The 26,570-nt window shown below is 47.7% G+C and carries 20 protein-coding genes and 1 CRISPR repeat array; of the genes, 8 read left to right on the top strand and 12 right to left on the bottom strand.

The window, feature by feature from the left end:
* Positions 1–3: 3 nt before the first annotated feature.
* Positions 4–813 carry an ABC transporter permease subunit gene (locus BFP72_RS10605; RefSeq protein ID WP_099599115.1) on the bottom strand — a complete coding sequence of 270 codons (810 nt, stop codon included), beginning with the start codon at positions 811–813 and terminating at the stop codon, positions 4–6.
* Positions 806–1,699 (bottom strand): ABC transporter ATP-binding protein, encoded by an 894-nt coding sequence (locus BFP72_RS10600; protein ID WP_099599114.1) that lies wholly within the window; start codon positions 1,697–1,699, stop codon positions 806–808. Before BFP72_RS10600 ends, BFP72_RS10605 begins: the two co-directional genes overlap by 8 nt.
* A gap of 99 nt (positions 1,700–1,798) precedes the next feature.
* Between BFP72_RS10600 and BFP72_RS10595 the strand changes: the two genes are divergently transcribed.
* Positions 1,799–2,506 (top strand): DsbA family protein, encoded by a 708-nt coding sequence (locus tag BFP72_RS10595; protein ID WP_158233374.1) that lies wholly within the window; start codon positions 1,799–1,801, stop codon positions 2,504–2,506.
* Positions 2,507–2,590: 84 nt separating this feature from the next.
* Positions 2,591–3,409, top strand: a complete 819-nt coding sequence (locus BFP72_RS10590) for a mechanosensitive ion channel family protein (protein WP_099599112.1) — start codon at positions 2,591–2,593, stop codon at positions 3,407–3,409.
* Between the two features lie 169 nt (positions 3,410–3,578).
* Here BFP72_RS10590 and BFP72_RS10585 read toward each other — a convergent pair whose 3' ends face one another.
* From BFP72_RS10585 to BFP72_RS10570, 4 genes are all read right to left on the bottom strand, one after another.
* Positions 3,579–4,442, bottom strand: a complete 864-nt coding sequence (locus BFP72_RS10585) for a DUF4249 domain-containing protein (protein ID WP_099599111.1) — start codon at positions 4,440–4,442, stop codon at positions 3,579–3,581.
* 5 nt (positions 4,443–4,447) lie between these two features.
* On the bottom strand, positions 4,448–7,015 hold the full coding sequence (locus tag BFP72_RS10580; RefSeq protein WP_255397190.1) for a TonB-dependent receptor: 2,568 nt from the start codon (positions 7,013–7,015) through the stop codon (positions 4,448–4,450).
* A gap of 96 nt (positions 7,016–7,111) precedes the next feature.
* On the bottom strand, positions 7,112–8,128 hold the full coding sequence (locus tag BFP72_RS10575) for a FecR family protein (RefSeq protein ID WP_099599110.1): 1,017 nt from the start codon (positions 8,126–8,128) through the stop codon (positions 7,112–7,114).
* A 377-nt stretch (positions 8,129–8,505) separates the two neighbouring features.
* Entirely contained in the window at positions 8,506–9,093 is a 588-nt protein-coding gene (locus BFP72_RS10570) for an RNA polymerase sigma factor (RefSeq protein ID WP_099599109.1), read from the bottom strand.
* A 466-nt stretch (positions 9,094–9,559) separates the two neighbouring features.
* On the opposite strand from BFP72_RS10570, the gene BFP72_RS10565 reads away from it, so the two are divergent.
* Positions 9,560–10,201 (top strand): hypothetical protein, encoded by a 642-nt coding sequence (locus BFP72_RS10565; protein WP_099599108.1) that lies wholly within the window; start codon positions 9,560–9,562, stop codon positions 10,199–10,201.
* Between the two features lie 114 nt (positions 10,202–10,315).
* Positions 10,316–11,011: direct repeats of the CRISPR family, unit length 36 nt; unit sequence GCTGTACTTACCTTCCAAAATGAAGGCTTCAACAGC.
* A 49-nt stretch (positions 11,012–11,060) separates the two neighbouring features.
* Here the strand turns inward: BFP72_RS10565 and cas13b are convergent.
* Positions 11,061–14,423, bottom strand: coding sequence for a type VI-B CRISPR-associated RNA-guided ribonuclease Cas13b (cas13b, locus tag BFP72_RS19210; protein ID WP_099599107.1), 3,363 nt, complete (start codon positions 14,421–14,423; stop codon positions 11,061–11,063).
* 226 nt (positions 14,424–14,649) lie between these two features.
* Between cas13b and BFP72_RS10555 the strand changes: the two genes are divergently transcribed.
* Positions 14,650–15,996 carry a WG repeat-containing protein gene (locus tag BFP72_RS10555; protein ID WP_099599106.1) on the top strand — a complete coding sequence of 449 codons (1,347 nt, stop codon included), beginning with the start codon at positions 14,650–14,652 and terminating at the stop codon, positions 15,994–15,996.
* On the opposite strand, the gene BFP72_RS10550 is transcribed toward BFP72_RS10555, so the two are convergent.
* The 3 genes from BFP72_RS10550 to BFP72_RS10540 form a co-directional block, all read right to left on the bottom strand.
* Positions 15,993–19,004 (bottom strand): SH3 domain-containing protein, encoded by a 3,012-nt coding sequence (locus BFP72_RS10550; RefSeq protein ID WP_099599105.1) that lies wholly within the window; start codon positions 19,002–19,004, stop codon positions 15,993–15,995. The two genes, BFP72_RS10555 and BFP72_RS10550, sit on opposite strands and share 4 nt — an antisense overlap.
* Positions 19,005–19,163: 159 nt before the next feature.
* Positions 19,164–19,661 (bottom strand): DUF6265 family protein, encoded by a 498-nt coding sequence (locus tag BFP72_RS10545; RefSeq protein ID WP_099599104.1) that lies wholly within the window; start codon positions 19,659–19,661, stop codon positions 19,164–19,166.
* A 216-nt stretch (positions 19,662–19,877) separates the two neighbouring features.
* Positions 19,878–21,026, bottom strand: coding sequence for a N(5)-(carboxyethyl)ornithine synthase (locus BFP72_RS10540; protein WP_099599103.1), 1,149 nt, complete (start codon positions 21,024–21,026; stop codon positions 19,878–19,880).
* Positions 21,027–21,440: 414 nt separating this feature from the next.
* Between BFP72_RS10540 and BFP72_RS10535 the strand changes: the two genes are divergently transcribed.
* Together BFP72_RS10535 and BFP72_RS10530 are read left to right on the top strand one after the other, a co-directional pair.
* Positions 21,441–21,659: a Kazal-type serine protease inhibitor gene (locus BFP72_RS10535; RefSeq protein ID WP_099599102.1), complete on the top strand. Its 219-nt coding sequence runs from the start codon at positions 21,441–21,443 to the stop codon at positions 21,657–21,659.
* 83 nt (positions 21,660–21,742) lie between these two features.
* Entirely contained in the window at positions 21,743–22,327 is a 585-nt protein-coding gene (locus BFP72_RS10530) for a hypothetical protein (protein ID WP_099599101.1), read from the top strand.
* An 82-nt stretch (positions 22,328–22,409) separates the two neighbouring features.
* On the opposite strand, the gene bioB is transcribed toward BFP72_RS10530, so the two are convergent.
* A complete protein-coding gene (gene bioB / locus BFP72_RS10525) occupies positions 22,410–23,417 on the bottom strand; it encodes a biotin synthase BioB (RefSeq protein WP_099599100.1) in 1,008 nt (335 codons plus the stop codon).
* A gap of 57 nt (positions 23,418–23,474) precedes the next feature.
* Positions 23,475–25,229: a signal peptide peptidase SppA gene (sppA, locus tag BFP72_RS10520; protein ID WP_099599099.1), complete on the bottom strand. Its 1,755-nt coding sequence runs from the start codon at positions 25,227–25,229 to the stop codon at positions 23,475–23,477.
* A 79-nt stretch (positions 25,230–25,308) separates the two neighbouring features.
* Here sppA and folK point away from each other — a divergent pair, with 79 nt between their 5' ends.
* Positions 25,309–25,788 carry a 2-amino-4-hydroxy-6-hydroxymethyldihydropteridine diphosphokinase gene (folK, locus tag BFP72_RS10515; RefSeq protein ID WP_099599098.1) on the top strand — a complete coding sequence of 160 codons (480 nt, stop codon included), beginning with the start codon at positions 25,309–25,311 and terminating at the stop codon, positions 25,786–25,788.
* A 2-nt stretch (positions 25,789–25,790) separates the two neighbouring features.
* Positions 25,791–26,540: a sulfite exporter TauE/SafE family protein gene (locus BFP72_RS10510; protein WP_099599097.1), complete on the top strand. Its 750-nt coding sequence runs from the start codon at positions 25,791–25,793 to the stop codon at positions 26,538–26,540.
* Positions 26,541–26,570 lie beyond the last annotated feature (30 nt).

Here is a 26,570-nt window from a genome sequence, read left to right as displayed (position 1 = left end):
TTCCTAAGTGGTAAGATCTCGTTTTTTTAGGAGGAAATATGAGAACCCTATGAAGCTTATGATCCAAGCCAAAGCAAAGAGTAGTTCGCTCATGCCGACGGTCGTTTGTACGGCAGTTGGGTCCATGAGATTGATGGGGGATTGGATGAGATTGTCTAGTGCGTTGATAGGTAGTGCGTTGATGAGCCAGCCGTCACTGTCTAGGAATACCCATCCACAAAATGGCTCAAATATAATACTGTATGCTAAGACAAAGACGATGACTAGTCCGGCTCGTTTGATCCAGAGCGAAACAAATAAGGCGAAACACAAATAGCCAAAAATCTCCATAAAATAGGCGCCTAAGAAATCCATGTGAGAGAAGATGTTCTCACTGCTAGTAGTCACGGAGTAGGTCATCCCGAAGTAAAAACTGCAAGCTGTCAGAGCTAGAGTAGCTACGATAGCCAAAGCCGTGATCAAGTACAGCTTAGAAAGAAGAAAGGCTTCCTTGCTCAGGCCGTCGATGATGTTTTGACGGAGGGTACGGTAGCTGATCTCGTTGGTGAGGTTGACGATCAATATGATCGCCAGTAGGATACGTATGATCGAACCAATGTAGGTCATGTTGTGCCAGATGCCTGGGAAGTCATAGATCGTGATCTGTGGGAAGTCCTGTATGTCTTGGTTGGAGGTGAACTCATAACTGGCATTCATCAGGATAGTGCCTGCAGACAGAATGACATAGGTCGCTGCGATGTACACGAGTAGTAGTACCCAAAAGGTGGTGTTGGATTTGTTTTTGATCCATTCGATTTTGAGGAGCTTATGCATGGTCGGCGAGTATTTTTAAGAATTGTTGTTCGAGATTTCCTTGTTTGCGGAGCAAGTGTGTAGGGGTGATGCCTTGTTCCTGTAGTTTTTGGATGAGGTACTCGGTAGTGACTTCATGTGCTACGTCGAGTCGGTAGAAGTCTCCGTCACGTGTAATCTGATGGATGCCAGCGAGAGGTTCGAGTATGCTGTGGAGCAAAGTCATGTCACTGGCCCCTATCTCTATAGTTGGGCGTTCTTGTTCGATTTCTTGTATGCTGCCTTGATGGAGGAGATTGCCTTCTTTGAGAATGGCGAAGTGCGTGCAGACCTTCTGTACTTCTGACAGCAGATGACTGGCGAGGATGATGGTTTTGCCCGAAGCGGCTATGCCTTGTATGATCTCACGAATCTCGACGATACCGGCTGGGTCCAGTCCGTTGGTAGGCTCATCGAGGATGAGTACCTCTGGGTCGGCGAGCAGAGCGGAGGCGATGGCGAGCCGTTGTTTCATCCCTAGAGAGTAAGCCTGAAACTTGTCATGCTTGCGCGTGATGAGCCCTACTTGCGTCAATACTGCGTCGATTCTTTCCTCGGCGCACCCTTTGATTTGTGCCACGATCTTGAGGTTGTCCACGGCATGCATGTAGGGATAGAAACTGGGGGTCTCTAGGATGGCTCCTATGTTTTTGCGACTGTCGGCACTGGGCTCTTGGCCAAACCAAGTGAAGCTGCCCGAGCTAGGAGACAGTACGTCTAGCAGCATGGCCAGGGTGGTGGTTTTGCCACTGCCGTTGGGACCGAGTAGTCCGAAGACCTGTCCTGCCTCGATATGGAGGTCAAGAGCATGGACCGCAGTGCGCGACCCAAAGTTTTTGGTTAATTTATTCGTCTGTAAGATGGACATTTAGGGTTCTTTTCCGTTTAGTTGTTGAATTAGCTAAAATATTACAAGCCGAGGGAACATTTCATGCTTTGGATTGTTTTCCATAAAAAAAGTAAAAATATGAGTGAATTGAATTGTGACGATGGGGTCTGTGAAGTGCCAAGAGGAGAGGAACCAAAGACAGTGACGGTCGAGGAGTCACCAGCCTCCAAGGCCACTTTGATGTATTTTGGAGATGCGATGTGCTCGTGGTGCTATGGGATAGGCAATCACTTGAACCGACTCAAAGAAGAGTACGCAGAGGTGTTGGATTTTGAACTGGTACTGGGAGGTCTCAGGCCAGGTGGAGGAGAAGAATGGACACAGGAGTTTAGAGACATGCTCCGTACACACTGGGGGCATGTCCATGATGCGTCAGGTCAGCCATTTGATTATGATTTTTTCGAAAGAGAGGATTTTGACTATGATACCGAGCCACCTGCTCGTGCGGTACGTGTAGTTCGTGATCTCGCTCCAGAGAAGGAGTGGACATTTTATGAACGGCTACAGGAGATGTTTTATGCAGAGAATATCAACATCACAGACCCTGTGGCTCTGGAGCAAGCGTGTACCGAACTGGAGATCGACTACCAGGCCTTCGAGCCGCTGTATCTCTCCGATGGATACAAGCAGTTGACCTATCAGGATTTTGCCAAATCTCAGCAGATGGGGGTGCGTGGATTCCCAGCGATCGTTGTTCACAAAGGAGAGGAGTACATCGCAGTGAGTATGGGCTATTCGGATTATGATACGATGAAGCAAAGAATGGTGCAGATATTGGCCAATTGATTTTGGATAGAGAAGCAAAATGACGAAAATTACAGGAGTTCTTAGGGACTCCTTTTTTTTGTAAAAACTAAACTAATCTAAAATATGAAGGTAGAAGAAATAATCTCCCAGTTGTACGAAAAGGCGATTGATTATGGTCCGAAGTTGGTAGGAGCCATCGTCGTGCTATTGATCGGTTCGTGGGTGATCAAAATGCTCATGTCGGGGGTGACCTCTGTGATGAAAAAGCGCAATTTGGACCCGTCTTTGACGACTTTTGTACTCAGTTTGATTTCTATTTTGCTGCGTGCGGTTCTGATCATCAGTGTGCTAGGGATGATAGGTATCGAGATGACCTCTTTTGTGGCCTTGCTAGGGGCTGCGGGTGTGGCTGTGGGTTTGGCTCTGTCAGGTACACTCCAAAATTTCGCGGGTGGTGTCATGATTCTGTTGTTCAAACCCTACAAAGTCGGAGATTTCATCGATGCACAGGGGTACATGGGGACAGTCTCTGCGATACAGATATTCAATACGATACTCAAGACTCCGGACAACAAGACCATCATCATCCCCAACGGTGGATTGGCGACTGGATCGATGACCAATTTCTCTACCGAGCCGCGTCGTAGAATTGACTTTACATTTGGGATCGGCTATGGTGATAGCGTGGACAAGGGACGTGAGGTGCTCTTAGGCCTGGCCAATGCAGACGAACGCATCCTCAAAGAGGAAGGAATCGCTCCGGAAGTGATGGTAGATTCGCTGGGTGATAGCTCGGTCAATCTGAAGCTGCGTATCTGGCTAGAGTCAGTAGACTACTGGGATGTGCTCTTCGCGATGAACGAAAATGTATACAATGCCTTCAACAAAGAAGGACTCAATATTCCATTCCCACAAATGGATGTGCATGTGCATAATAAGTAACTAGTATTTAGACGCTAGAAACTATTCAAAATCATGGGGCTTTCTCCATGATCGTTGAAAAGACCTTAGCTGCTAGGTGATTTGTCTAGCAACTAAGGTCTTTCTTTTTATCCCTGGGTTTGATTGATACTCACTATAAATCGCCTTTTATTGTTTTTATTCAAGGCTTTTAGGGTGTGGCACTTTCTTCAGGTTCTTCTACGGGGACAATTGTCCTGTGAGCTCCTCCGATGATGAAGTAGCCTACTGCCCCGTTGCTGATGTTGGTACGTAGGTTGGCAGGAGGTCCCGCGAATGGGTCCGCACCACCAAATGCCTCACTGTTTAGATCTGAGATGTATAAGGTAGCTTCCTTGCCAATAGCATGCAGTTCTACTACCGCTTCGTCATCGAGAAAAAACGGTCGCTCGGATGAGGTCACACTGACGTCCAATTGATACTCTCCATCAAAAAAGCGATCGTTTGTTACTGCGCCATTGATGATGCTGTCGCCTGAGAGGGATCCCTTTAGGTAGTCAATGAGATAGTATCCATCTCCCAATCCGAGTGAGTCTTGGAAACTAAATGTGATTTTGTATGTGTCTTCGTCATAACTCTGGTCGTCAAATAGCGTCTCGAAATCTTCCAGTTCGGAGTATGGATTTTCTATCTCTGGACAGACGCGCATGGTTTCGCTGGCGCTGTATGTCTCTCCGTCCAGGAGGATGGTGAGGGTGTAGAGATTGCCGAGTCTAGGCTGCCAGTCATCCGGCAGGTAGTATTTGCCTTCTTCTTGCTGGACGAGTGCGATATCTTCCACTTCGTCGTTGAGCGTGACGATAGCTTCTGTGACATGATCTATGTCTTGCTCACCGAGGTAGTTGACTGTTCGGCTCAGCTCGATGTACTGTGGTTCGTCGAGATCTGTGATCCACGCCTCGACGGCCAGTTTGGGATCTTCGGTATTGAGATCAAGGTCGATCCTGTCGTAGTAGCATGACGTCATGGTCCAAGCTAGGATCAGAGCGATGATGGTATTTGTTGTGTTTCTCATGGGGATTAGAATCTGACGTTGTAGGTGATGGATGGGATGATGCCGAAGATGGCACTCTTCTCGGCGTAAGTGCCGGTGGGGTTGTCGGGTTCCTGTTGGAAACTGATGCTGAAGGCATTCTTTCGGTTGTAGACGTTGTAGACACTAAATACCCACTCGGATTTGAACCTTCGGTTGTCGTTCTTTTTGCTGCGCATGGTCACAGATGCATCCAACCTATGGTAATCCGGCAGTCGTTCGCCGTTTCGTTCGGAATACACCGGTACGGCAGCTCCGCCAAAGTAGTATCGCCCGGTCGGGAAGGTGACCGCCCCGCCCGTAGAGTATACGAAGCTACCCCCGAGGGATATATGCGGAGTGATGTCATATACTGCTACGATGGAGAGATCGTTGGGTTTGTCAAACTTGGCATTGTACCAGTTGCCATCATTGATGGTAGGTATTTTCTTCTCTACCTTGGATAGGGTGTAGCCTATCCATCCGGTGAGTTTGCCTACGTTTTTTCGAATCAATAATTCTACCCCATACGCTCTGGCTTCACCGACTCTGAGTTCGCCTTCCAGGTTTTCGTTGAAGAGCAACTCTGCGTGATCTTTGAAATCAATGGAGTTTTGGAGGTCTTTGTAGTAGACCTCTACCGATGCTTCGAAGGTATTCTCCTTGAAGTTTTTGAAGTACCCTATAGAGTACTGGTCTGCTAGCTGTGGTTTGATCTGCTCTGTACTCGAAAACCAAATGTCGAAAGGGGAGGAGAAGTTGCCGTTGGAGGCCAGCTGGATGTATTGAGAGGTGCGGTTGTAGCTCGCTTTGACCGAACTCGAGCTGTTGATTTGGTAGCGAGCAGCTACTCGAGGTTCGAGGTTCCAATAGCTGTTGTAGGAGCCACTTCCATGCCGTACTGTATCTACGACCTCATAGTTTTGGTCTAGGGTGTATACTTCTTGTGGCCCGATGTTTTGAAAGTTGGAGACTCTGAGTCCATAGTCCAGTTTGATTTTGGGAGTCAAGACTTGTTCGTTGCTCACGTAGGCTGCTGATTCATAGGATTTGTTTTTTTGCAAGTCGTGCGAGTCGACTGTGCCGTCTGCTTCGAAGGTTTTGATATTGCCTGGAGCGATGGCGTGCTGTATGGTCTGTAGGCCAAATTTCAGGGTGTTGTTAGGATTGAGGTAGGCTCCAAAGTCCAGTTTGAGGCTATGCTCTTGCAGGTTGGAATCCCACAAAAACCGGGAGACTTCTTCGTTGAAATCGAGACCATAGTCGTAGTTGCTGTAGTAGTAGGTGACATTGGAAAACAACCGCGGGCCGAACAGGTGGTTCCATCTCAGAGTAGCCGTACTGTTGCCCCAATCTACATTGATCTTCATGTCGCTGTTGATTTCGGTAGCGATCACGTCTCTGCCGAAGTAGCCCGAAGCGAAGAGCCTGTTGTTGTCATTGATGCGGTAGTTGGCTTTGGCGTTGAGGTCATAGAAGTAGAACTGCTGCTCGCTATTGACCTCTTTGCCTTGTGCCCAGTTGGCTACCTTGGCGAAGGTGTCCAAATAGGATCTGCGCCCAGCTATCATGATGGACCCTTTGGATGTGACGGGGCCTTCTACTGCCAAGCGTGTCATCATGGTGCCGATTCCTCCTGCAGCTGTCCACTGTTTGGAGTTGCCGTCCTTCATGCGGATGTCCAGCACTGAGGACAAGCGCCCACCGTACTGTGCAGGGATGGCACCCTTGTAGAGCTTCATGTCCTTGACCGACTCAGGGTTGAATGCCGAAAAGAAGCCCAAAAGGTGTGAGGCATTGTAGATGGGGGCCTCATCAAGTAGCACGAGGTTTTGATCGACATTGCCTCCACGGACGTAGAAGCCCGAGCCTCCTTCGCCTACGACCTTGACACCCGGCAGGAGTTGGATGGTCTTGATGATGTCTACTTCTCCGAAGAGAGCCGGGAGTTTCTTGACTACATCGATGCTGACCTCATCGGCACCCATCTCGGTAGAGGTCACGTTGATGTCCTCCTCTCGATTGGCCAATACGACGACTTCTTCTAGTACCTCGTTGTTTTCGCTGAGTTCAAATTTTTGGGAGGTGTTGGAGGTGAGGTCGACGGTGACGATTTGCTCCTTGAAGCCGACGAAGTTGCAGCTGACCTCATAGGTGCCAGCGGGGAGAGTCAGGGAGTAGAACCCGTATACATTGGTCACTACGCCGAGAGATTGTCCTACGATGCGTACTGTCGCTCCGATCAGGTCTTCGCCCGTTTGTGCATCGGATACTTGTCCGCTGAGGGTGTATTTGGCTGAGTGGCTGGTTGAGGTGTTTTTTTTCAGAATGAGAATTTGCTTGCCGACGATCTGATAGTCTGTGCCAGTAGCCAGCACGACGGCATCCATTATGGCAGTGATGTCCCTTTGGCCCGGAGGAGGTAGTTTGACGGTGCGTTGCATGTCGAGGGTGTTTTCTTCGTAGGCTATATTCATGTCCGTGCTAGCGATGAGCTCTTGGAGCACGGTGCCTACGGTCTGGTGCGAGCGCTCGATGGAGACGGTCAACTGGCCGGTATCTTCTGTTTGGCTCATGGCCCAATGGCTCATAGAGAGTAGACACAGGCACAGACTGATGATCCTAGGCGATGTGACTAGTCGATGTCTTGATTTGAGTTGCATGTAGTGGGGTTATTTTTTGGTTAGTGTGATGGTGTTGTCTTGTTGAGTTTTTTGGAGCCCGTAGAGGTTGCAGATCACTTGGATCGACTCGTCCACAGTCATCTGTTTGAATGTAGCCGTCAATCGTTTGTCTCGGATGACTGGGTCCGGGATATGGATAGTCATGCCGTAGTAGTGGCTGAGCACGTCTTGTACATGGCTGAGTGCGTCGTTTTCGAAGCGGAGTATGCCTGATTTCCATGCTAGGAAATTGCGGTCCATCTTTTGTTTGATGGGAGCGCCTGTGTGGGGGTTGAGTATGGCGTGCTCGTTTTGGATGAGTTCGATACGGTGCTGCGGCTCCTCTAGAGGAGAGTAGGCGACCTTGCCACTGGCGACCGTGAGGCTCTCATCGGTGCGTGCACCACGCGAATTGATGTTGAACGAGGTGCCCAGTACCTGGATTTTGGCGTGGTTGGTTGTCACGATGAAGGGCTTGTGTTCGTCGCGCGTCACCTCAAAGAAAGCTTCCCCGTCAAGGGTGACCTCTCTGGTCTCTCCCTTGAAATCCCCGTAGGTGATGGTCGAGTGTTTGTTGAGCCAGACTCTGGTGCTGTCAGGGAGGTACGTGGAGTCTGTGCCGTCGCTAGTCTGGATGCGTGTCTGGTCGGAGAGGAGGTCCGTGGTGTAATGCAGGGACGCCCATCCTAGTCCCAGCGCTAGTGCGACTACAGCAGCTACTCGGTAGATCCATGCATAGCTGGTGCGCTGGCGCTGCGGTGTGTCGATCTGAGACATGATGCCCTGCCAGGCGAGTGCCGGGTCGGACTGGATACGCTGTAGAAACTGCGCATCGCTCAGGTGGCTATCTTCATTCTTTTCTTGCCACAGGGTTTTGGCCTGTTCGTATTGGGTCTGATGGGTCTCGTTTTCATCGAGCCATTCTTGCCACTCGTCTTGCTCTGAGGGCGTGAGTTCTCCTTTGAGTTGCTTGGCGATCAGTTGCCAATGATGATCCTGCATGGGGTCAATAGTGTATGGTTTCATCTATCAGTAACCTGATCTGGGATCGACCCTAGTGAGAAGATGAAAAAAGTGGTGAGATTTTTTAGAATCAAGATGTGAGAGAGCCAAGAGCCAAGATTTGAGAACCAAGATGGGTTCCTACTTTTCCATGGATGAAAAGTAGGCAAAAATCTAGGGCTGTATTTATTTCTTGACGGCTCCTGTCTAAGGAAATCAGGAATAAAAAGGAACTCACCCGAAGTGCTTCGCTTTCGGGCTCAGACAGCTTTTTATTCTACTCTGATTTTATCATCCAGAAACCTAAAATAAATGAGGCCCGACAATCCCAAGGGTTGAAAATGGACTGTCCTAGGCTGGGGCAAATTGGGGGGAGGTTCAAAAGACAAGAATTGAGAAGGTTAGGTGAGGAGTGGGGGGAGTAGCATGGCGAACCATAGGGTGAAGAATCCCATGTGGGTGAGGTTTTGTTTGAGGGTTTTTAGGGCTTTGCCCATGTGGTATTCGACGGTTTTGAGGGAGATGCCTAGGAGTTGAGCGATTTCTTGGTTGGAGAGTTCGTCCTCTCGACTCATCAAGAACACTGCTTTGGTCTTGTCGGGCAGTGCTGAGAGCGCTAGCGCGATCCCGTCCTTGAGATCGGTGGAGTGTAGTGCCATATCTGCTGTGTGGTGGGATGTCGGGGTGTTGATGTGGTCGATCTCGACGACCTCTTGGTGCATGCTTCGCTTGAAATGGGTGTAGCAGCGGTAGCGTACGGCCTGGATGAGGTAGGGCCTGAAGGCTCCGTCTAGTTGGAAGCTGCCGCGTTTGTTCCAGAGGGAGATGAATACATCTTGGGTCAGTTCTTCGGATACTTCTTTGTTTTTGGTCAGGGCATAGGCACAGCGCATCATGGCAGCAAAGTGCTCGTCAAACAACTGGTTGAGGGCACGCACTTCTCCATGATTCAATTCGTCGATGAGTTTTGATTCAGCTACGCTAGGCATGCCGCGAAGATAGAGGATGATTCGTGATTTCGTTTGTCTTGGAGGTTAACAGATTGTTTACCCTAGAGATGCAATGCACGCAGCAGAGCGGAGGGAGGTATGTGTGCCCCAATAAAGTGTGAATCTAGAGAAAGTACAAGTGGGTATGAGTAATGTGTAATTTGGTATGGAGATATTGCCATTGTGTCTATGTAAAGTACAAATCAAGGAGAAGAAATAAGTTTTTGGTATAAAGAAAGTACAAATTGGGATAAAGAAATTACAATTCCGTATAGAGAAATTACAATTTGAGCTAAAGAAAGTGCAATCTGAAACAAGGCGATGGGAGGCGGAGAAGGAGCAAGAAGTGATATAGAGGAGGGGAGCGTATGCAAAATGGCAGGATTTTGAAGTGTTTTGTCAGGACTGAAAAGTCAAGGTTGGATAGGTTGCCATTTATTTGTTCACCTTTTAATAGACTAAATTTATGGAAGCGAATACACTGAATCGCTATCAGATGGCTTTGTCGACACAAAACTATCTCGACACACACAATGGCACTTGGTCTGCCATCCCGATCATCAATACCTTCAAAGCTTCGCTAGACGAACTCATCCAAGGGATGAAAGAACAACTCAAAAGGGTCGGTGAAAGTACCAAGGGCTATACGGAGGATAAGAACGTGCTCAAGGAGCAAATCTCCAACAAGGTGGCGGTATTGTCAGGGGCGCTGTCTGCCTATGCAATGGTCTCTGATGATCATGACCTGCATCAAAACGCCTACTTGACCAAGTCGGATGTGCTCAAACTGCGGGATACGGAGCTGCCAGAGAGACTCAGTCACTTGGCGGACTTGCTCACGGAGCACTTGACGGCACTGGTCGACTATGGTGTCACAGAAGCGCAGGTCACCGATCTGACGAGCTCTGTGGATGACTACCGAGAGACGGTCGGCCTGCCACGGCTCAAAATGACGGCTACTAATCTGGCCAAACGAAGTATCAACGAGCTGATGGATGATATCTCGGGACTCTTCACCGAAAAGATGGACAAGGTCATGCTGCAGTTTCAGTGGAGCAACCCGAGCTTCTATGCTGGCTACAAAAGTGCGCGCACCATCGTCGGGTGATCCCTGTCGTCGAGCAGCTCTTGGAGCTGACAACTAATGAAACCCCTGTTTGGTCTTTCCAGACAGGGGTTTTTGTTTGGGCCTCCCTAGGTGGTTTTTTGAGGAAGTATTGGTGCTGTACTTACCTTCCAAAATGAAGGCTTCAACAGCAGACGACCTTCTATTTCACATCAAACCTGAGCTGTACTTACCTTCCAAAATGAGGGCTTCAACAGCTTCGTCGAATACACTGGTTTTAATTCATTTGCTGTACTTACCTTCCAAAATGAGGGCTTCAACAGCTTTCTGAAAGAACATGAAAGTAGTACACCTGCTGTACTTGCCTTCCAAAATGAGGGCTTCAACAGCCTAATAGAAAGTTCAATGTTGGGCAAGCACGCTGTACTTACCTTCCAAAATGAGGGCTTCAACAGCAAAAGAGCTTCGAAAACTTAGCCGATGTGAGCTGTACTTACCTTCCAAAATGAGGGCTTCAACAGCCGTGAGGCTTCTAAACTCTAGCGGCACTGTGCTGTACTTACCTTCCAAAATGAGGGCTTTAACAGCTATAATTCAACACTATGGCAAGCACATCCAGCTGTACTTACCTTCCAAAATGAAGGCTTCAACAGCCCATAGGTCTAGCACTAGCCATCATCACAGGCTGTACTTACCTTCCAAAATGAAGGCTTCAACAGCAGAAGCGACCACCCGAATTTACAGCCTCCGGCTGTACTTACCTTCCAAAATGAAGGCTTCAACAGCGTCTGGCAAGCTGATCACGCTCAAAGCTGAGCTGTACTTACCTTCCAAAATGAAGGCTTCAACAGCATAGCTTACGTTTAGGTTTTGTTTTTCAGATTGTTAGGTTACTTGTTTGTTAGTTCTTTTTGGGTTTTTCATAGAGTCTAAGAGCTATCTGTTCTAGTTGTGTGATGATGGATTTTTGGCTTGCCTCAGGGGCGTTTAGTCCTATATGCTTGAGGGCATTGAAGTCACTGCCGTCCACCTGATCTTTGAATTTTTCTGGATTAGGGTATGTGCCATGACATAGTGCATTGCGGATGTCAATCATTTGATGGTACTGCTCTTCGGGTATTCTTGCTTCATCAAGGATGTCTTTATGTTCTATGTATCCATATTTGTTAGGTTGAATATTGTGTTGGGCAATGACTGTTTTTTCGAATGAGAGTATTTTTTCGAATACGCTCTCTCTCGATCGATGATAGGCAGCAAATTCTCGTTGTATAGCCTCGAACTGTACCACTTCGTCAGATATATAAGGCAGTAGAGTGTAGAGTCTTCGGTCTTTCAAAAAGCTTCTGAAATCTCCATAGTTTTTCACTTTCAGCTGTTCGCGAGCAATAGTCCTTTGATGCTTACTGGTCTTTTCTGGATAAAACACGGGAATGGCAATGGGCAAAAGCATAGAAAGGAAGCTCTGGTCTGTGTCTGGCTTAATACTACGGAGCTTGTAGCTGTCTGCTAGTTCCAATAGTTGTGGTTGCTCATTTTTCTTTTTTCTTCTATCCAATAGAAAATCCCCGTATCTGTACATGTGATCTACCATCATGAACAGTACAGTGTCGCAGCTCTTGTGCAGTCTGATTTGCTTTTCACTGTGGGTGAATGCTTTGTATGCCTTTTGGTAGTTGTCACGAATGCGTTGTTTCTCTTCTTCTGTGGCATTCGCTTTCTTACGTATAGCTGCATCTATTTTTTGTGCTAGTTTCTGTTTGATCTCCTTAGTTTTCTGCTCTAGCTCTTGACCGGTAAAATAGCGGGCTTTTGTTTTACTCCTGCCTGTCTTGTTGTCATAGAGTTTGTCCAGCAGTTCGTAGTTGCGTTTGTAAGTGTAGAACTCCTGATTGCCATCATGGCGCACGTGCTCAAAATAGGATTGGATCATGTAAGCTACATTGACACTCGGTAGTTCTTTTAGTTGCTGGACGAGTGTTTTTGTAGCATTTATTATAGTCATTGCCTGGAGTATGGGTTGCTTGAATAGTCCTCTGGGGAGGTTCATCACCGCGTCGAGTTGCCGTTCGATTAGTGTTTGGATATTGGTATCCACTGGGTTTAGTTTCAGAAAGTGGTATTTGTTGTATTTCTTTTCTTGGAGGCACTGTAGGAGGTAGCCATCCCTGAGGTGAAGGTATTCCGTATAGAAGGCTAAAATCCCATGGCATTTGGAGAGCTTGATTTTGTGCAAGAAGGGGTGAGGGTTGGCAGCATCGATCAGGTTGCAGAGTTTGAAGGTCACGTGCAGGGTGTCCTTGGATTTGCCAAATAGCGCCAGTTTGGCTTGCAGTAGCTGAAACTCCGTACCGTTGGCTTTGCCTTGATCCTGATCGATGGGCTGCTGGAGACGAATCATGTCACGAGCCAGGAAGTCGGCCATGTACCCCGCTTTCATCGCTACATAGTCTTTGTTGCTGGTATGTTTATGGTAGTGGGGTTTTTGCCGATTGACTTTGCTAAGGAGTCTGCTATTCTCTTTTTGTAGCTCTTGTAGGCGTATGTTGGCTTTTTCGTCGTAGGCTTTGCCTTTTTTGTTGAGCAGGTATTTGACTACTGCTTTGGGGATGTAGCTGATTCTTAAGTTGCTTTTGTCAAGTTCTGCAGAGAGGGTTTCGAGGGTATAGCCTGGCGAGATACGACCCTGAGCTACTGCTGTGAGGAAGTTCTTGAGATTTTGCTGATAGTCTCGAATCACCGTTTCGGCTGACTGATGTACCCTGTCTTTGTTTTGGAGGTGCAGCATTTGATAAAATGCTACCGCAGGTAGTTCGTATAGGCTGAGCCAAAAGTCTGGTGCTTCGGTGTGGGGTCTGTCACTTTTGCCATGTGTGTAGGGTTCGGATACATTAGGCCAGATTTTTTTTCGGTCGTAGCTATCTACCCATTTGATGCCTATGTTTTTTACTTCACCTGTCCCGTCAAGATGATAATGAGGGGTAGTTTTGGTGATGTAGGTGTCGGGTTTTTCTTGTGCTAGAGGGTCGGGTAGTTTCTCTCCCCATGTAGCAGGTCTATGCGCTTCGTCAAAATCGGTAAGCTTGCCAAAACCCGTCATGCGTTTGATCCACCTTCGCTTGCGTGGCATGTCTTCTATTACCTGATCGTAGCTATGAAAACAGTAATTACCTAGATCGACATGGAACCTAAGGTGCTCAAAAGACTGATCCAGATAGCGCAAAGCAAAATAGTAAAATCGATTGCTATGTCTTTTGAGCACTGGCGTGAGTGTATAGTCTTCATCGCCTTCGCTTTCTTGTCCATGGCTTGCATCGGCAGTGTCGAGCTGTTTGAAAGTGTCTTTGTCTTTTTCGCTCAGGGTATTGTAGAGAGGCTGCGGGCATCTTTTGAGTTCGTTGACCATGTCCATAAATAGGCCTGCTTCACTATGGTCGCTGACTAGTTTAGGTTTCGGGATTTTCGTTCTGAACCAAGTATATCGCTCGAGTGTAGCTTTTTCGTAGCTCAGTGAGCTTCGCTTGAAGCCTTCATGTTTTTTGAGTAGTTCTTGAGCATCCTTTTTCTCCAGCCATAGACATACGAAGTACAAGAATCCTTTTTCTGTAGTGCCATGCCTGTCCGCAAAGGCATAGGTGAAATTGGCCAATTCACCATTCTTTCCTCGTCGTATGAGATGACCCACTACTGAGTCTTCAAAACCGAATCGATCTTTAAATTCTTTCCAGTCGGCATCAAAGAGATCCCGCATACCATCGATGACAGCTGGATCTAGTTGGACGGGCTTATGTTTAGCATGTGTATAGTAGTTTCTATAGCTGTTTAATTGCTCTATCCAGAGCTTCAAAACATCATGATAGTCTTCAGGGCTAGATTCCGCTTCGTTGCTATTGATTTTGTCTTGCGAGTCTCCATTATAGTCATTCTGGTAAGAATCTACTTCACTGCTATAGGCTTTGTCTCTGGCATGGTTCAACGCCAACTGCCTCAGGAAGGTGAATTGATTTTCTAGGCGTTCGATGATCTTTTGGGAGACTTCTGGTTGATCATTGTTCTTGAGCTTTGACCATAGTTCAGTACTCAACATTCCTGTATCCTTCGTTGTGAATCCTAGCTCCAGCTTGTCTGAAATCTCACGAAGAATTAGAAATACATTTTGCTTGGCAGTATTGAGATAGGTAGCGTAGAAGGGTTTGTCTTCTTCTCTTTTGAATTTTTTGTAGTTGGGTTTTTCGAAGGGTGAATTGCCTAGTACTTTGGTTTTCATAGGTTAGTTTTTTGGTGCGGAAGCGGCTCTACTTTGTACTCTTCCGTATAGTTAATAATCATGCGCAAAAGCAGCGATCAAGATACTAAAAAGTGAGATGGCTTGGCTGTTTTATAGAGGCACTTTCTCATAGCGGTCCTGAACGATCACTATTCGACCAACAAAGCTTTGCCTTTTCGTGGAAGTCTGGTTCTCTAAAACCAACTGTGCTTGTTATCTTCGCTACATGAAATACCTCCTGTTGTTACTTGGATTTTGGGTCACGGTTGTCACGGCGCAAGATGTCGATCAGCTCGCACCCTATATCATGCCTGGCCCTGCCTATGACTATGAGGGCATCAGTCCGTTGGACACCTTCTCGCTGGCGGATGATCTGCTGATTCCTTACCTGCGAGAGGGCAAGTTTGGCTTTGTCAACAAGGACAAGGAGATGCTACTGGATCCGCAGTGGGAGTTTGCGACTCCCATCATCGACAACCGCGGCACGGTCACCCAACAGGTGTCCGAGTACCAGCAATCGGTGGCACTGATAGACAGAGCGGGACGGACGTATTCGGATTTCAAATACAGCGAACTGAGCAGGACGGCTCACCCGGGGCACTGGCTGGCTCGGATGCCCAACTGGAAGGCAGGTGTCATCGACTCCATGGGCAATGTCATCATCCCGGTGGCTTTCATGTGGCTCAACTACATACCTGAGTCCAAGGCCTACTTGGCGCAATTCACACACGGTACAGACAAAGGCGGGAAGGGCTTCATCGATGCACAAAACAACATCGTGATTGACCTGGTGTGGGATGAGATCGTCTACTCCGAGCATTTTTACAAAATGAAGAAGGACGGCAAATACGCCCTCTACAACCGCCACCTAGAGGAAGTGCTCCCCCTCGTCTACGACAACATGTACACCGTGCAGGACGGTCTCCTGTACGTGCAGCAGGGCGACAAGAAAATGATCATCGACACCCTGGGTCATGAAGTGCTGGACGTCAGCGAGTACTACTACGCCTCCTACTACAACCGCAATGCGGTCTGGACAACCGTGAAAAAAGGGGAGTCGATGTATGATAAATACCGTGGTATGCTTGATCTTCAAACAGGAGAGGTTATTGTACCTCACACTTATCGGTTTGGTAGTGAGTTCAAAAATGGATTAATGGTTATTCAAGATACGCTAGGCAATCATGGATTGGTCAATGACAAAGGGGAGTTTGTGGTCGTGCCGGAGCATAAATTCCTACTATGTCAAGATAATCTGTACTTTGGTAGAACAAAAGCGAGTACCCCTACTGGATGGAAATGGTTTATTATGGATAATCAAGGTTCGATAATTTACGCTAGCGAACTTGACGTCAATTTTGCTCAAATTGAAGAAAATAATTTTGTTCTGACTATAGATCAATACGATGGGAAACCCAATGGGCTTATTGAGAAGTGGGGCAAAAAAATCATCTTCCCTCCTCAATTTGATGAGATCCATGATCGAGGGCTTGGCAACACCGGCCTCATCAAGGTCAAAGTCGGCGAGGAATCTTACTATGTGGATGTACTGGGTAATCGCTACCGGGATTAGTAGGGTTTTGCTTTTTCGTTGAAGTCCAAAGCTTCTTCTACCATGTCTTGCAAGGAACTGGGTACCTCCAATTGTTGTACGTGTCTAAACAATTCCATGGCATTTTCTGGGGTGATATAGTGTGCCAATACCCCTTTGATGTCTTCTTCGTAGAGAAGGCCTGCACTTGCAGACATAGTTCCCTTTACCTTGGCTCCCCATGCTGCACTAAAGCCAACTGCTACACCTAGTCCCAACCTAGCGTGTAATACAGCAGATGGGAAAATGTCGTCTCGAATAGCGTTGTTTAAGTGAGTGATAAATTTTTCTACTTTCTCATCTTCTCTTTTTATCACCCCACTTCCCCAAGCCATGAAAGTAGAAATTCCTTGCATGGCTTTTTCTATAGTGTCTCCTTGAAACAAATTCATAACCAGCCTTCCTGCTTCACCCAATTCAAAATCCGACAACTTCGAAAAGTCAATCTCTAAGTCAACGTATCCATCCAAATCAAAGTATTTCTGAGGCTGGTTGTCTAGTTTAACCTTGCTCTTCTGTGTTTTCACGTTGTCCTTCATTCGTTGGACTTTTCGGCTCATGAAGTTGATCAGGTGTACGCGCTTTTGAATTTTGGTTTTCTTGACGAGCGCTACGAATTTGGTCGCGTCCATGTCTCCTAGGTTCTTGGCGATATCTTTCATGCTGGAGCCAAGTTCTAGTTCGGTATTGGAGGCTGCACCGTCGTAGTAGTCCATCTGGCCACCGGTAGCATAGAGGGAGAATGTCGGCGATCCCCATTCTTCGCCGGGTTTGCTGTGAAAGACCACTTTGAGTCCCAGGCCATTGTCTATGGCAGGTCCCAACTTGCCCATCATGGGTAGTGACAGGTTGAGTAGGGCCTGACCGCTGGCTTCCAAGAAGACCTCCATTGTCTCGGAGACCGGGATCATCTGACCGTCCTCATGGGCTAGCTTCCGCGCGAATGCCATTCCGATTTTAGGGTTGATGCTCAGGAAGGCATCTGCTCCGATATTTAGTTGTTTCAGCAGCAAGTCCTTGAATTTTGTATTTCTGCTAAAAGGGTTGAGAGCCTCCAGTGTGGTGGTGGTATAAGCCTCAGGGGCTTGGTCTGCGGCATAGCTTCCTTTATGGGTGTAGGATTCGGTTTCATTGTTGGAGCCGGCTTTCATGATGCCAAGACTGGCACCGGCACTGCCCTGCGCCTCCACACCTGCTGCGAGGACGGACTTGGTCATGTAGTTGGCGGGGCTCAGCTGGGTGTCTGCTACGATATCCAGAAAAGTCGCGGCAGCAGCGAATTGAGGCTGTCCACTCATGAAAATAGCCGAGAGCGCACTGATGACAGAGTCATTGTCTTGGATAGGAAATTCGTACTCTGCCATCGCGTACCCGGCCAACATGGCCTCCGCATTGACCCCAGCTTTGGCACCAATACCCGCATCGCCTTTCTTTGACCCTTTCTTGCCTACATAGAAACCTGCACTCGCACCAGTATCGAACCCTACGGCCATTTTATCATATTTCTTGAGTGCGAGGGTGTTTTTGTCCTTTCGGTAAAAGTACGTTTCGATCTGTGCCTTGGCTCCCACGGGGATGGCAAAGGTGGCCGCTACGTCCATTCCGTAGAAGGCTCCCCAGTTTTCGGGCCAATACTTGTCGACGGTTTTGGAGACAGTGTTGGCTAGTGATTTGATGGTTTGTTTGACCTCCCCTTTATAAGACCCGGAGTTGACGACCCCTTTGAGTCCTTCGCAGTAGGTTTTGGTGGGGATCCATATTAAATAATCCTTACGCGTCTTGAACTTGTCATAATCTACCGGGATGAAATTCGTGATGTCAAAGTTTTCACCTTCGATGTATATGCCTTTGGATGGATCGTTGGCGGGGTTGTTGACATAGAGTAGTACGTTGGCGTAGAACCTTCGATCCATTTCTTTGCCGTTGCCTATTCGTTCCTTGACGATCTGATCGACTCCTTCACCCTCTTTGATTTGGTAGAGTTTGGCACCCACACAGGGCATGGGCGTGCCTGTATTTAGGAAATTAACGTTGACATATGCTCGTTGACCTTGGTAGAGGATGTATGCCCAGTCGTATGGGTCAACTGATAAGACAAATACCTCATCGTTGAACGCCGCGGTTTCTAGCAATTTGCCATTGGGCTTCTCGTAGATGTTAGCCCCTGATTTGGTCTTGACTACAGTATGCTCGTTGGCTATTTGGTGTTTTGCCTCCAGGACTACCTCCCCCAAGAGTACAGAGAGTATGGAAGCATGGATATATCCTTCTTCTTTTTGTCCAGCTACATACATTTGGCACAGCACCCAAGGATGGTTGCTTGGGTCCAGTACCTTGACCGTAGCGGCATCCAACTCACCGGTTTCATTTTTTTGACGCAGATCAGTGGATGTTCCTGCGGCTTTGCCGTCCTTGAGTTTAGAATACATCATGTTGTATTCTTTTTTGTGATTGCTCGGCCAAACGACGGTTTTGTTGTTGGTAGCGGTGGTTTTGTCTTGTTTCTTGTCTACCGTGTCTGGCAAGAGGGCCTTGTCCCACACGATACCCGGAAAAACATTGGTGAGTGCATTGACATAGGTTTTTGTGCCTATTTGAATTTGATTCTTTTCACAGTGGAGCTCAAATTCGATGAAGCGGTTTTCTAGAGTATCTGCCCTCGTAGCACTCTCACTTATGTATGCTTCTTTGGTCTCTTGAAAATAGGTGTAACACTCTTGGCTTGTCTCGGCGTCCCTTTTGGCAAGGGCAGTATCTGTTGTTTGGTGGGCTGCTTGTTGTATGGTGGATTTAGGCTTGTCGATGGGTGATTTCTTGTTGGCACCTCCTTGTTGGATTTCTTCGATGGAAGCCAAGCATTCTTCCATCGTCATCTCTTTTTCCTTTCTTTGGTTCTCGCTGGCTATCTTGGCGAGTTTTCGGTCTCGTTTGCGGATGTCCGAATGAGCGTATCGTTTGGGAGCTTTGTTTTCCTTTTCAGAGTCGTACATGCTGGTCAGTTATTAGGACTGGTTGTATGCAGCAATTTAGATACTTTATGTCTTCCGACAAAGGAATACACATTCGTCTCTTGACAGTTTGAGTCACTAGTGGGGAGGCGGGTAGATTTGCTTCAAAGTTGACAGCCGAAGAGGGGATAGGGAGGTGCTTTAGCGGGAGCCGGTCTTTTCGAATTCAAAAGATAGACTGAGATCTCCTCCATCGACGGTTGCAAATAGCCGGTCATTGCTGCTCCAATATGTGATGCGGTTGGGGAAACTGATTTCATTGTTGGTACATGTGAATTCGGTAGCGCTGTGAGCTGTGCCTTTGAACGTCGTAGGGACGGATTCTCCTGGGGATTGTATCGTGAGATTCCAGTTTTTGTCGTGTTTGACGAGGCGCATTTGTTCTTGCCATATGGTGTCAGATGCTTGCATCGTGAAGCCTAGGCCAGTGTACTCCGTATCGCTTACCTTGTGCCAGTATTCATAGGTCTCTTTGCCTTCCTCTTCGTTGAGCCTTTGCCACTGGCCCAAGAGCCAATCGAAGTGTTCGGTATTGTCCGTTCGTGTGATAGAATCTGTAAGGGTGTTTTGCGTCTCTTTGTGATTAGAGTTGCAAGATAGGGTTGAGATAGCGAAGAGAAGTATGACGAATTGTTTCATAGTAGAAAAGTGAAAGGATGCCTTTGTATTGGGTAGATAAGTTGTCTTTGTACAAATATACACCAAGGAACCTTTTGCTTTAGCCTTTGTCTCCTATCCAATAGGTAGATGGTGGATACATCAGAGTATACGCTGTGCTGACAATGAAACGACCCCATCGAAAGTGGGAGTTTTCCACTTTCGATGGGGTCAAGGCCTGTTGGCGCCCTAGTGTCGCTAGGATTGTAGGGCGGCGTGAGGGTACTTGGCCTGTCTGTCTTGGAATCGCAAGATGTGGTCTTTGACGATCACACCTTGGTCTATATTGATGGCATTTTGTATGGTTTGATTTTCTGCCCAGCTGGCTCGCCCTTTGATCACAGCGGGGATGTGTACGACCAGTGCTGCAGAAATAGACCGAGAGGCACTTTCCCAAAAATAACTCGGGGTGTGGTCTACGGCGTAGTAGTCGACCGTACCTATCGAGATCATGGGTTGTTTGAATGTGGTCGGCTTGGCGAAATAGAAGCCCATTCCTTCGTCGCAGCTCACGTCTATGATCAGGCTGCCTGGTCTCAGACAGGATTTTTCGTCTTCATTGACATAGTTCATCGGATCGTCCGTGTCTTGGAACGTCCCGTTGATTATGATCTCTGACTCGTGTATGAGGTCTTGGAGGGGACGCTCGGATCCGTCATGCTCGACCAAGAGCAAGCGAGGTTCGTTGGCTGTGCCTTTTCTGATTCGGACATAGTGTACATCGAGTACTTCTTCTCGCACCTCGTGATCGGGGCGTTGGATGCAGATGGTGATGTCTCTGAACCCATGGGCCTTGAGGGCGTAGATGGCTCCACGACTCACCGCTCCAAAACTGAAGATGATGACTTTCCTTTGGTTGCCGTAGTGGCCGTCGATTCCTTTGAGTTGTAGGGCATGTATGACAGCACTGTAGCCCGCCATCTCGTTGTTTTTGTAGAAGGTGTGTCGGCCTACTTGACCGCTGGGGTGCCAGGCATACATGTCCTCGAAGGCTATCAAGGTGAGTTTTTTGTCTATGGCTGTTTGGGTGATTTGGCTTTGTTGGGCACAATGTGGGTACCCCCAGACTATACCGCCTGCTTTGATTTGCTCGAGATCAGATTGTATGGGTTTGGCTATGATGGTGGAGCCTATGTCTGTGAGGATTTCGTCCCGTGAGGCTACACCACCTACTTGTTCTCCGATTTGTTCGTCCGATAGATTGAAGGGCTTGCCGTATCCTTTTTCGAAGATGAGTTGCTTGCGAATGGATTCGGGTAGTCTATTCAAATGCTCCGGGTGGATGGGGACACGTCGTTCGTCCTCTTTTTTGGATGTGCCAATGACACCCATGGTCAATAAAGTCATGTGATTCGCTGTTATGAAAGAGACGGGTTGCAGATCAATGCAGTAGGCAAAGCGTCAGTGAAAAACTCCTAATGTGGGTTAGTATCTAGCAGTCAGACATCAGGTGACAACTATGGTTTCGTTTATCAAATAGACCAAAAAGAGGGGTCTAGCATGTGCGCTGCGGGGAAGTGAGCGTTTGATCAAAGTCAACGGATAAATAATCCAGCAATAAAGGTAGTCTATTAATCGATAGAATGTTGCTCATTGGGGCATAATCGATCCATACCACGTCTATGTTGATCGTGCTTTGGTCCCAATGCTTGCTCAGTGTATTTGAGGAAAACGACCAAATCGAGTCGTGTTTGAAACCACGATTTTTGAATAGTAGACTCCTGATTCCAACCCTTTCCGCTTTCAGAGGGTCGTTGAGGTATGAAGAAATATGCGATGATGATACTGATCTGGGGTACAATAGTAGCCTGTCGGGACGAAAGTTCAGATTGTGAAGAAGCGACCGTGCTAGATGTAGCTTGTATGTGTACCTATGAGTACAACCCTGTCTGTGGCTGCAACAACAAGACCTATGGCAATGACTGTGCAGCACTATGTGTGGGGATCACGGATTTTGCGCCAGGGGCCTGCGAGGAGTAGGGTGGCCTAGACAAGTACTGTTGCCATGCTTGACTCTGATCTGCCAATCCACTAGATTGTGCTGTAGAAAAGCGGTTTGGTTGATGTCTAAATTCATTGCATTTGTTTTAATGATCTGCTCCCTGAATGCCCTGGCTCAGCTGTCTGACTTTGAGTCAAACGTGACGGCCGAGGAATCTAAGCAGTCCTTGGTCAGAGAGAATTTTGTCTCTAGGTATGACTATATTCTTTCATTCCATCAGAGTTCTCATTGGCACGAAGATGAAATATATTATGTGTTCGGGTACACGGGGCGCGAATGGAGACTGATACGTTGGACATTCGTGAGAGGGGATCACAATCGACCCGTCCATCAGAGAGAGAAAAGAATGAAGTATAGTAGCAGGAAGTTTGAGGACCTTTTGGACGCGATGTCTCAAACGGGTTTTTATGAGCTGAAGCATGGGGCATTGAATCTACGTCAGCGCGACAATGGTGATGGGACAGGTGTCACGATGCATATCTACGATGGAGTAACGGATGAATTTGAATTGATATCGCCTGTCGCTCATCGAATAAGCACTACCTACGCTGAAAACAGCCTTCAAGAGAAGTTTCCTACTGTTGATCGAAGGGATTTTATCCATTGTCGCGACATGGTGTTGGACTTGGTATTTGGAAGAGATTAATTGGCCTGGAGTGGTAGGGTCAGTAACAAAAAAAGGTCAGCTATTGCTGACCTTTTCAATGTTGTATGCAGTGCAAGAGGTCTTAGGCCTCTTGTTGCTCAGGAATTTGCTTGAACTCTACTGCTGGCTCTTGATCTTTGAAAGATGCTCGTGGTTTTAGGTTCAGCGTCTGGAACATTTGCTTGTCCATATCTTCCTCAGGGTTTGGAGTGGTGAGTAGCTTGTCTCCTGCGAAGATCGAGTTGGCTCCTGCGAGGAAGCACATCGCTTGCTCTTCGACACTCATGCGGACACGGCCAGCGGATAGTCTGACCATAGCGGTAGGCATGATGATACGTGCCGTAGCGATCATTCGAATCATCTCCCAGATCGATACTCTCGGCTGATCTTCGAGTGGAGTTCCTTCTACAGGTACCAGTGCATTGACAGGGACAGATTCAGGATGCTCGACGAGTGTTGCGAGGGTGTGTAGCATACCGACTCTGTCGTCGTGGTTTTCTCCCAATCCGATGATCCCGCCAGAACAAACTGATATTTTGGCCTTTCTCACGTTGTTGAGGGTATCTAGCCTGTCGTCATAGGTACGGGTAGAGATGATCTCTTCGTAGTGTTCCTCTGAGGTGTCTAGGTTGTGATTGTAGGCGTATAGCCCAGCGTCTTTGAGTTTCTCTGCTTGGTCTTCGGTCAGCATGCCGAGAGTACAGCATACTTCCATACCCATGGTGTTGACACCTTTGACCATTTCGAGGACTTTGTCAAAATCCCTGTTGTCGCGAACTTCTCTCCAGGCAGCACCCATACAGAATCTAGTACTTCCTGCTTCTTTGGCGTCAGCCGCAGCTTTGATGACCTTGTCTACGTCCATGAGCTTCTCTACTTTGACATCCGTATGATATCGTGCTGCTTGCGGACAATAGGCACAGTCTTCGGGGCATCCACCCGTTTTGACAGAGAGTAGCGTACATACTTGCACTTCGTTGGGGTCATGGTAGGCTCTGTGCACGGTCGCCGCGCGGTAGATCAAGTCCATGACAGGCGTGTTGTATATCTCCGTGATTTCTTCTCTAGTCCAATCGTTTCTTATAATCATTGAATCGAATATTTATGCTTGACCCCAGAGGGGTTATAATCTAATTGAGCCGTAAAACTATTTAATTTCTATTTCAAATGGCATTCTCGCCTGAATACCTTTGTAAGATTCTAGTTCTTTTACTTTTTCGACATATTCGGCCATGGTGCCATACTTGTTTTTCATGATTCTGGCTTCCGCTTCGTTGGCCATGCTGCCGAGGAGCTCCTCCCACTTGGTCTTGAGGGCAGGGTAGTAGGATATCATGTAGTCTCCGTCGAGATTGGCAGCATTTGCAGCGAGTTCTACTGCGTCGTTGTAGCTACCGAGTACGTCGACCAATCCGTTTTCTTTGGCCTGTGCACCTGTCCATACTCTACCGGATGCTACAGCCTTGAGATCATCGATGCTCATGTTTCGGCCTTGAGCTGCTTTGGAGGTAAAGGACTCATAGCCGCTTTCTACCATATTTTGGATGATGGCTTTTTCGCCTTCATTGAGTGCGCTTGATACACGGTATAGGTTGGAAAACTCTCCCGTACTCACACCGTCATTGGTGATGCCGAGTTTGTTTTCGAGGAAGCCGCCCATGTTGGGGATCATCCCGAAGATACCGATCGATCCAGTGATGGTCATAGGCTGAGCGACGATCGTGTCGCAGGGCATGGCCATGTAGTATCCGCCCGAAGCTGCTACCGTAGACATACTAGCGATGACAGGCTTTACAGCTTTGGTGAGCATGATTTCGTTCCACATCACATCAGAAGCGAGTGCCGATCCTCCAGGGGAGTTGATGCGTATGACGACTGCTTTGACACGGTCGCTTTTGCGCGCATCTCGGATGGCTTTGACGAATTTGTCAGAGCCTACCGTTTCGGTGTCTCCTTTGCCTGATACGATTTCACCCTCTGCGACGATGACCGCCACTTTGTTGGAGGAGTAGGTAGGTGAGTTGGATTTGGCATATGCCTGCAGGTTGATTGATTGGATGTCCTCGTCTTTCTCCAAACCGAGCGCTTCTCTCATTTTGTCTTTGATGCCGTTTTCGTAATCTACGGCGGTGATGAGGCCGAGTTCGAGTGCATCCTCTGGCTCACGAGCAAGCATCTGATCCGATATTCCACGTAGTTTGTCCAGTGCGATCCCACGAGTCTCACTCACATTGAGGAGGTAATTGTCGTAGATGTCGTTGATGAATGAGGTCATCTGCTCCCGGTTGGCTTCACTGAGGTCTTTTCGGAAAAACGGTTCCACGGCGCTTTTGTAGGTGCCTACACGGAAGATCTGTGCCTCGATATCGAGTTTGTCTAATAGTCCTTTGAAGAAAGAGACGTTGGCCGACAAGCCGTTGAATTCCATGCCACCGGCGGGATTGAGGTAGATCTCGTCTGCGACTGACGCGACGTAGTAATTGGCCTCAGGCATGTACTCTGCGTAGCTGTAGATAAATTTACCACTGGATTTGAAATCTTCCAAAGCGGCACGTATCTCGTGTAGCGCCGAGTAGCCACCACTTATTCCTCCATGACGAAGGTAGATGCCTTTGATGTTGTCGTCGGTTTTGGCACGAGCGATGGTCTCGATGGTTTCGAGTAGCGCGAGTTTGTTGTCAGCAGATTCAGGAAATAGATCCTTGAATGGGTCCTCCGCCACGCGCTCGTGGATGAATCCACTGAGGTTCAGTGTCAAGACGGAGTTAGGGGTGATTTCGGGCGCTTCGTCAGAGCTGATCGCGATGAGGCCTGCAATGGTGACAAAGAAGAAAAAGCCGATCACAAAGCTGAAAATAAGCAGCCCGACGAGCGTGGAGAATACAGATTTTAAAAAAGTCATACGATTATGTTACGATTAATTTGGGGGATATTGCAAAGCTATTCAACTTCACACGTTTAAAAATACAAAAAAATAATTCATGAGTGTTTGCTTCCTGCTGTTAGGTACCAATATGGGCGAAAAGGAAACCAATTTGCAACAAGCATTTGGTCGTATTAGTAACGAAATCGGACAGGTTATTACAGCTTCGTCGATTTATCGTACGTCGGCTTGGGGCAAGGAGGATCAGGAGGATTTTCTCAATCAGGTGCTAAAGGTGGAGACGGATTGTGTACCGGTAGAGGTCCTGCGTCTCTGTCTTACGATCGAAAAAGAACTCGGACGTGTCCGCTACGAACGATGGGGGACTAGGCTCATAGATATCGATGTGTTGTACTACGACAAGGAGGTGATCAACCAAAGCAATCTGGTGATTCCTCACCCTCAGATCCAAAACAGACGATTTACTTTGGTGCCTTTGGTAGAGATAGCACGTGATTTTGTCCATCCCGTGTTGGGCAAGTCCCAACTGGATCTTTTGGAAGAGTGCAAAGATGTATTAGAAGTCAAATCAGTATAAATATGGAGTATTATCACTATCTACTAGTGTTTGGAGTAGGGTTGTTGTGTGGGTTTATCAATGTCGTGGCAGGAGGAGGATCGCTGCTGACATTACCTGTGCTGATCTTTATGGGGCTGCCTCCCTCAGTTGCCAATGGAACCAATCGTGTCGGCATATTCATGCAAAATATCTTCGCTGTACGCGGTTTTTCGAGCAAGGGCGTCTCTGCCTTTCCTTTTGCGATATGGCTCTCGATTAGTTCACTGATCGGTGCAGTGATCGGTGCAAAAGTTGCCATCGATATCGAGGAAGAGTTGTTTAACCAAATCCTCGCGGTGGTGATGGTTGTGGTTTTGTTGATGACGATATTCGGTACGGCCAAACCACGTGAGAACCTAGAGGAAGACATGTCTCTGTCCAAGCGAATCACCAGTATCGTACTCTTCTTTTTTATCGGAATCTACGGTGGATTCATTCATGCGGGGATAGGATTTATCATCATGGCTACCCTGAGTATGGTCAACAAGATGAAGCTGGTCAAGGTCAATAGCATCAAGGTTTTCGTGGCACTCGTGTACACCTTCTTTTCATTGGTGGTATTCGTGTGGGAAGGTCAGATTGACTGGATCATCGGGTTGACACTGGGTTGTGGGACTGCCATCGGTGGTTGGGCTGCCAGCCAATGGAGTGTCGCCAAAGGAGACAAATGGATTCGCTACTTCCTCATCGTAGCAGTATCGGGCATGGCCATCAAACTTTGGTTTTTTTAGGGAGTTAGAATCCACCTCTATGTCATCTGT

It is taken from the genome of Reichenbachiella sp. 5M10 (assembly GCF_002742335.1).
Classification (GTDB): domain Bacteria; phylum Bacteroidota; class Bacteroidia; order Cytophagales; family Cyclobacteriaceae; genus Reichenbachiella.
The sequence above is the reverse complement of the archived record's forward strand: the minus strand, read 5'-3'. Positions and strand labels throughout refer to the sequence as shown.

Bases quoted from the DNA above. Each gene is read 5' to 3' on its own strand.
- BFP72_RS10530 (WP_099599101.1), top strand. From the start codon at position 21,743: ATGTCTAAATTCATTGCATTTGTTTTAATGATCTGCTCCCTGAATGCC.
- sppA (WP_099599099.1), bottom strand. From the start codon at position 25,229: ATGACTTTTTTAAAATCTGTATTCTCCACGCTCGTCGGGCTGCTTATT.
- BFP72_RS10575 (WP_099599110.1), bottom strand. From the start codon at position 8,128: ATGAAACCATACACTATTGACCCCATGCAGGATCATCATTGGCAACTG.
- bioB (WP_099599100.1), bottom strand. From the start codon at position 23,417: ATGATTATAAGAAACGATTGGACTAGAGAAGAAATCACGGAGATATAC.
- BFP72_RS10590 (WP_099599112.1), top strand. From the start codon at position 2,591: ATGAAGGTAGAAGAAATAATCTCCCAGTTGTACGAAAAGGCGATTGAT.
- BFP72_RS10550 (WP_099599105.1), bottom strand. From the start codon at position 19,004: ATGTACGACTCTGAAAAGGAAAACAAAGCTCCCAAACGATACGCTCAT.
- BFP72_RS10535 (WP_099599102.1), top strand. From the start codon at position 21,441: ATGAAGAAATATGCGATGATGATACTGATCTGGGGTACAATAGTAGCC.
- cas13b (WP_099599107.1), bottom strand. From the start codon at position 14,423: ATGAAAACCAAAGTACTAGGCAATTCACCCTTCGAAAAACCCAACTAC.
- BFP72_RS10605 (WP_099599115.1), bottom strand. From the start codon at position 813: ATGCATAAGCTCCTCAAAATCGAATGGATCAAAAACAAATCCAACACC.
- BFP72_RS10540 (WP_099599103.1), bottom strand. From the start codon at position 21,026: ATGACTTTATTGACCATGGGTGTCATTGGCACATCCAAAAAAGAGGAC.
- BFP72_RS10555 (WP_099599106.1), top strand. From the start codon at position 14,650: ATGAAATACCTCCTGTTGTTACTTGGATTTTGGGTCACGGTTGTCACG.
- BFP72_RS10600 (WP_099599114.1), bottom strand. From the start codon at position 1,699: ATGTCCATCTTACAGACGAATAAATTAACCAAAAACTTTGGGTCGCGC.
- BFP72_RS10595 (WP_158233374.1), top strand. From the start codon at position 1,799: ATGAGTGAATTGAATTGTGACGATGGGGTCTGTGAAGTGCCAAGAGGA.
- BFP72_RS10570 (WP_099599109.1), bottom strand. From the start codon at position 9,093: ATGCCTAGCGTAGCTGAATCAAAACTCATCGACGAATTGAATCATGGA.
- BFP72_RS10580 (WP_255397190.1), bottom strand. From the start codon at position 7,015: ATGAGCCAAACAGAAGATACCGGCCAGTTGACCGTCTCCATCGAGCGC.
- BFP72_RS10510 (WP_099599097.1), top strand. From the start codon at position 25,791: ATGGAGTATTATCACTATCTACTAGTGTTTGGAGTAGGGTTGTTGTGT.
- BFP72_RS10565 (WP_099599108.1), top strand. From the start codon at position 9,560: ATGGAAGCGAATACACTGAATCGCTATCAGATGGCTTTGTCGACACAA.
- BFP72_RS10585 (WP_099599111.1), bottom strand. From the start codon at position 4,442: ATGAGAAACACAACAAATACCATCATCGCTCTGATCCTAGCTTGGACC.
- folK (WP_099599098.1), top strand. From the start codon at position 25,309: ATGAGTGTTTGCTTCCTGCTGTTAGGTACCAATATGGGCGAAAAGGAA.
- BFP72_RS10545 (WP_099599104.1), bottom strand. From the start codon at position 19,661: ATGAAACAATTCGTCATACTTCTCTTCGCTATCTCAACCCTATCTTGC.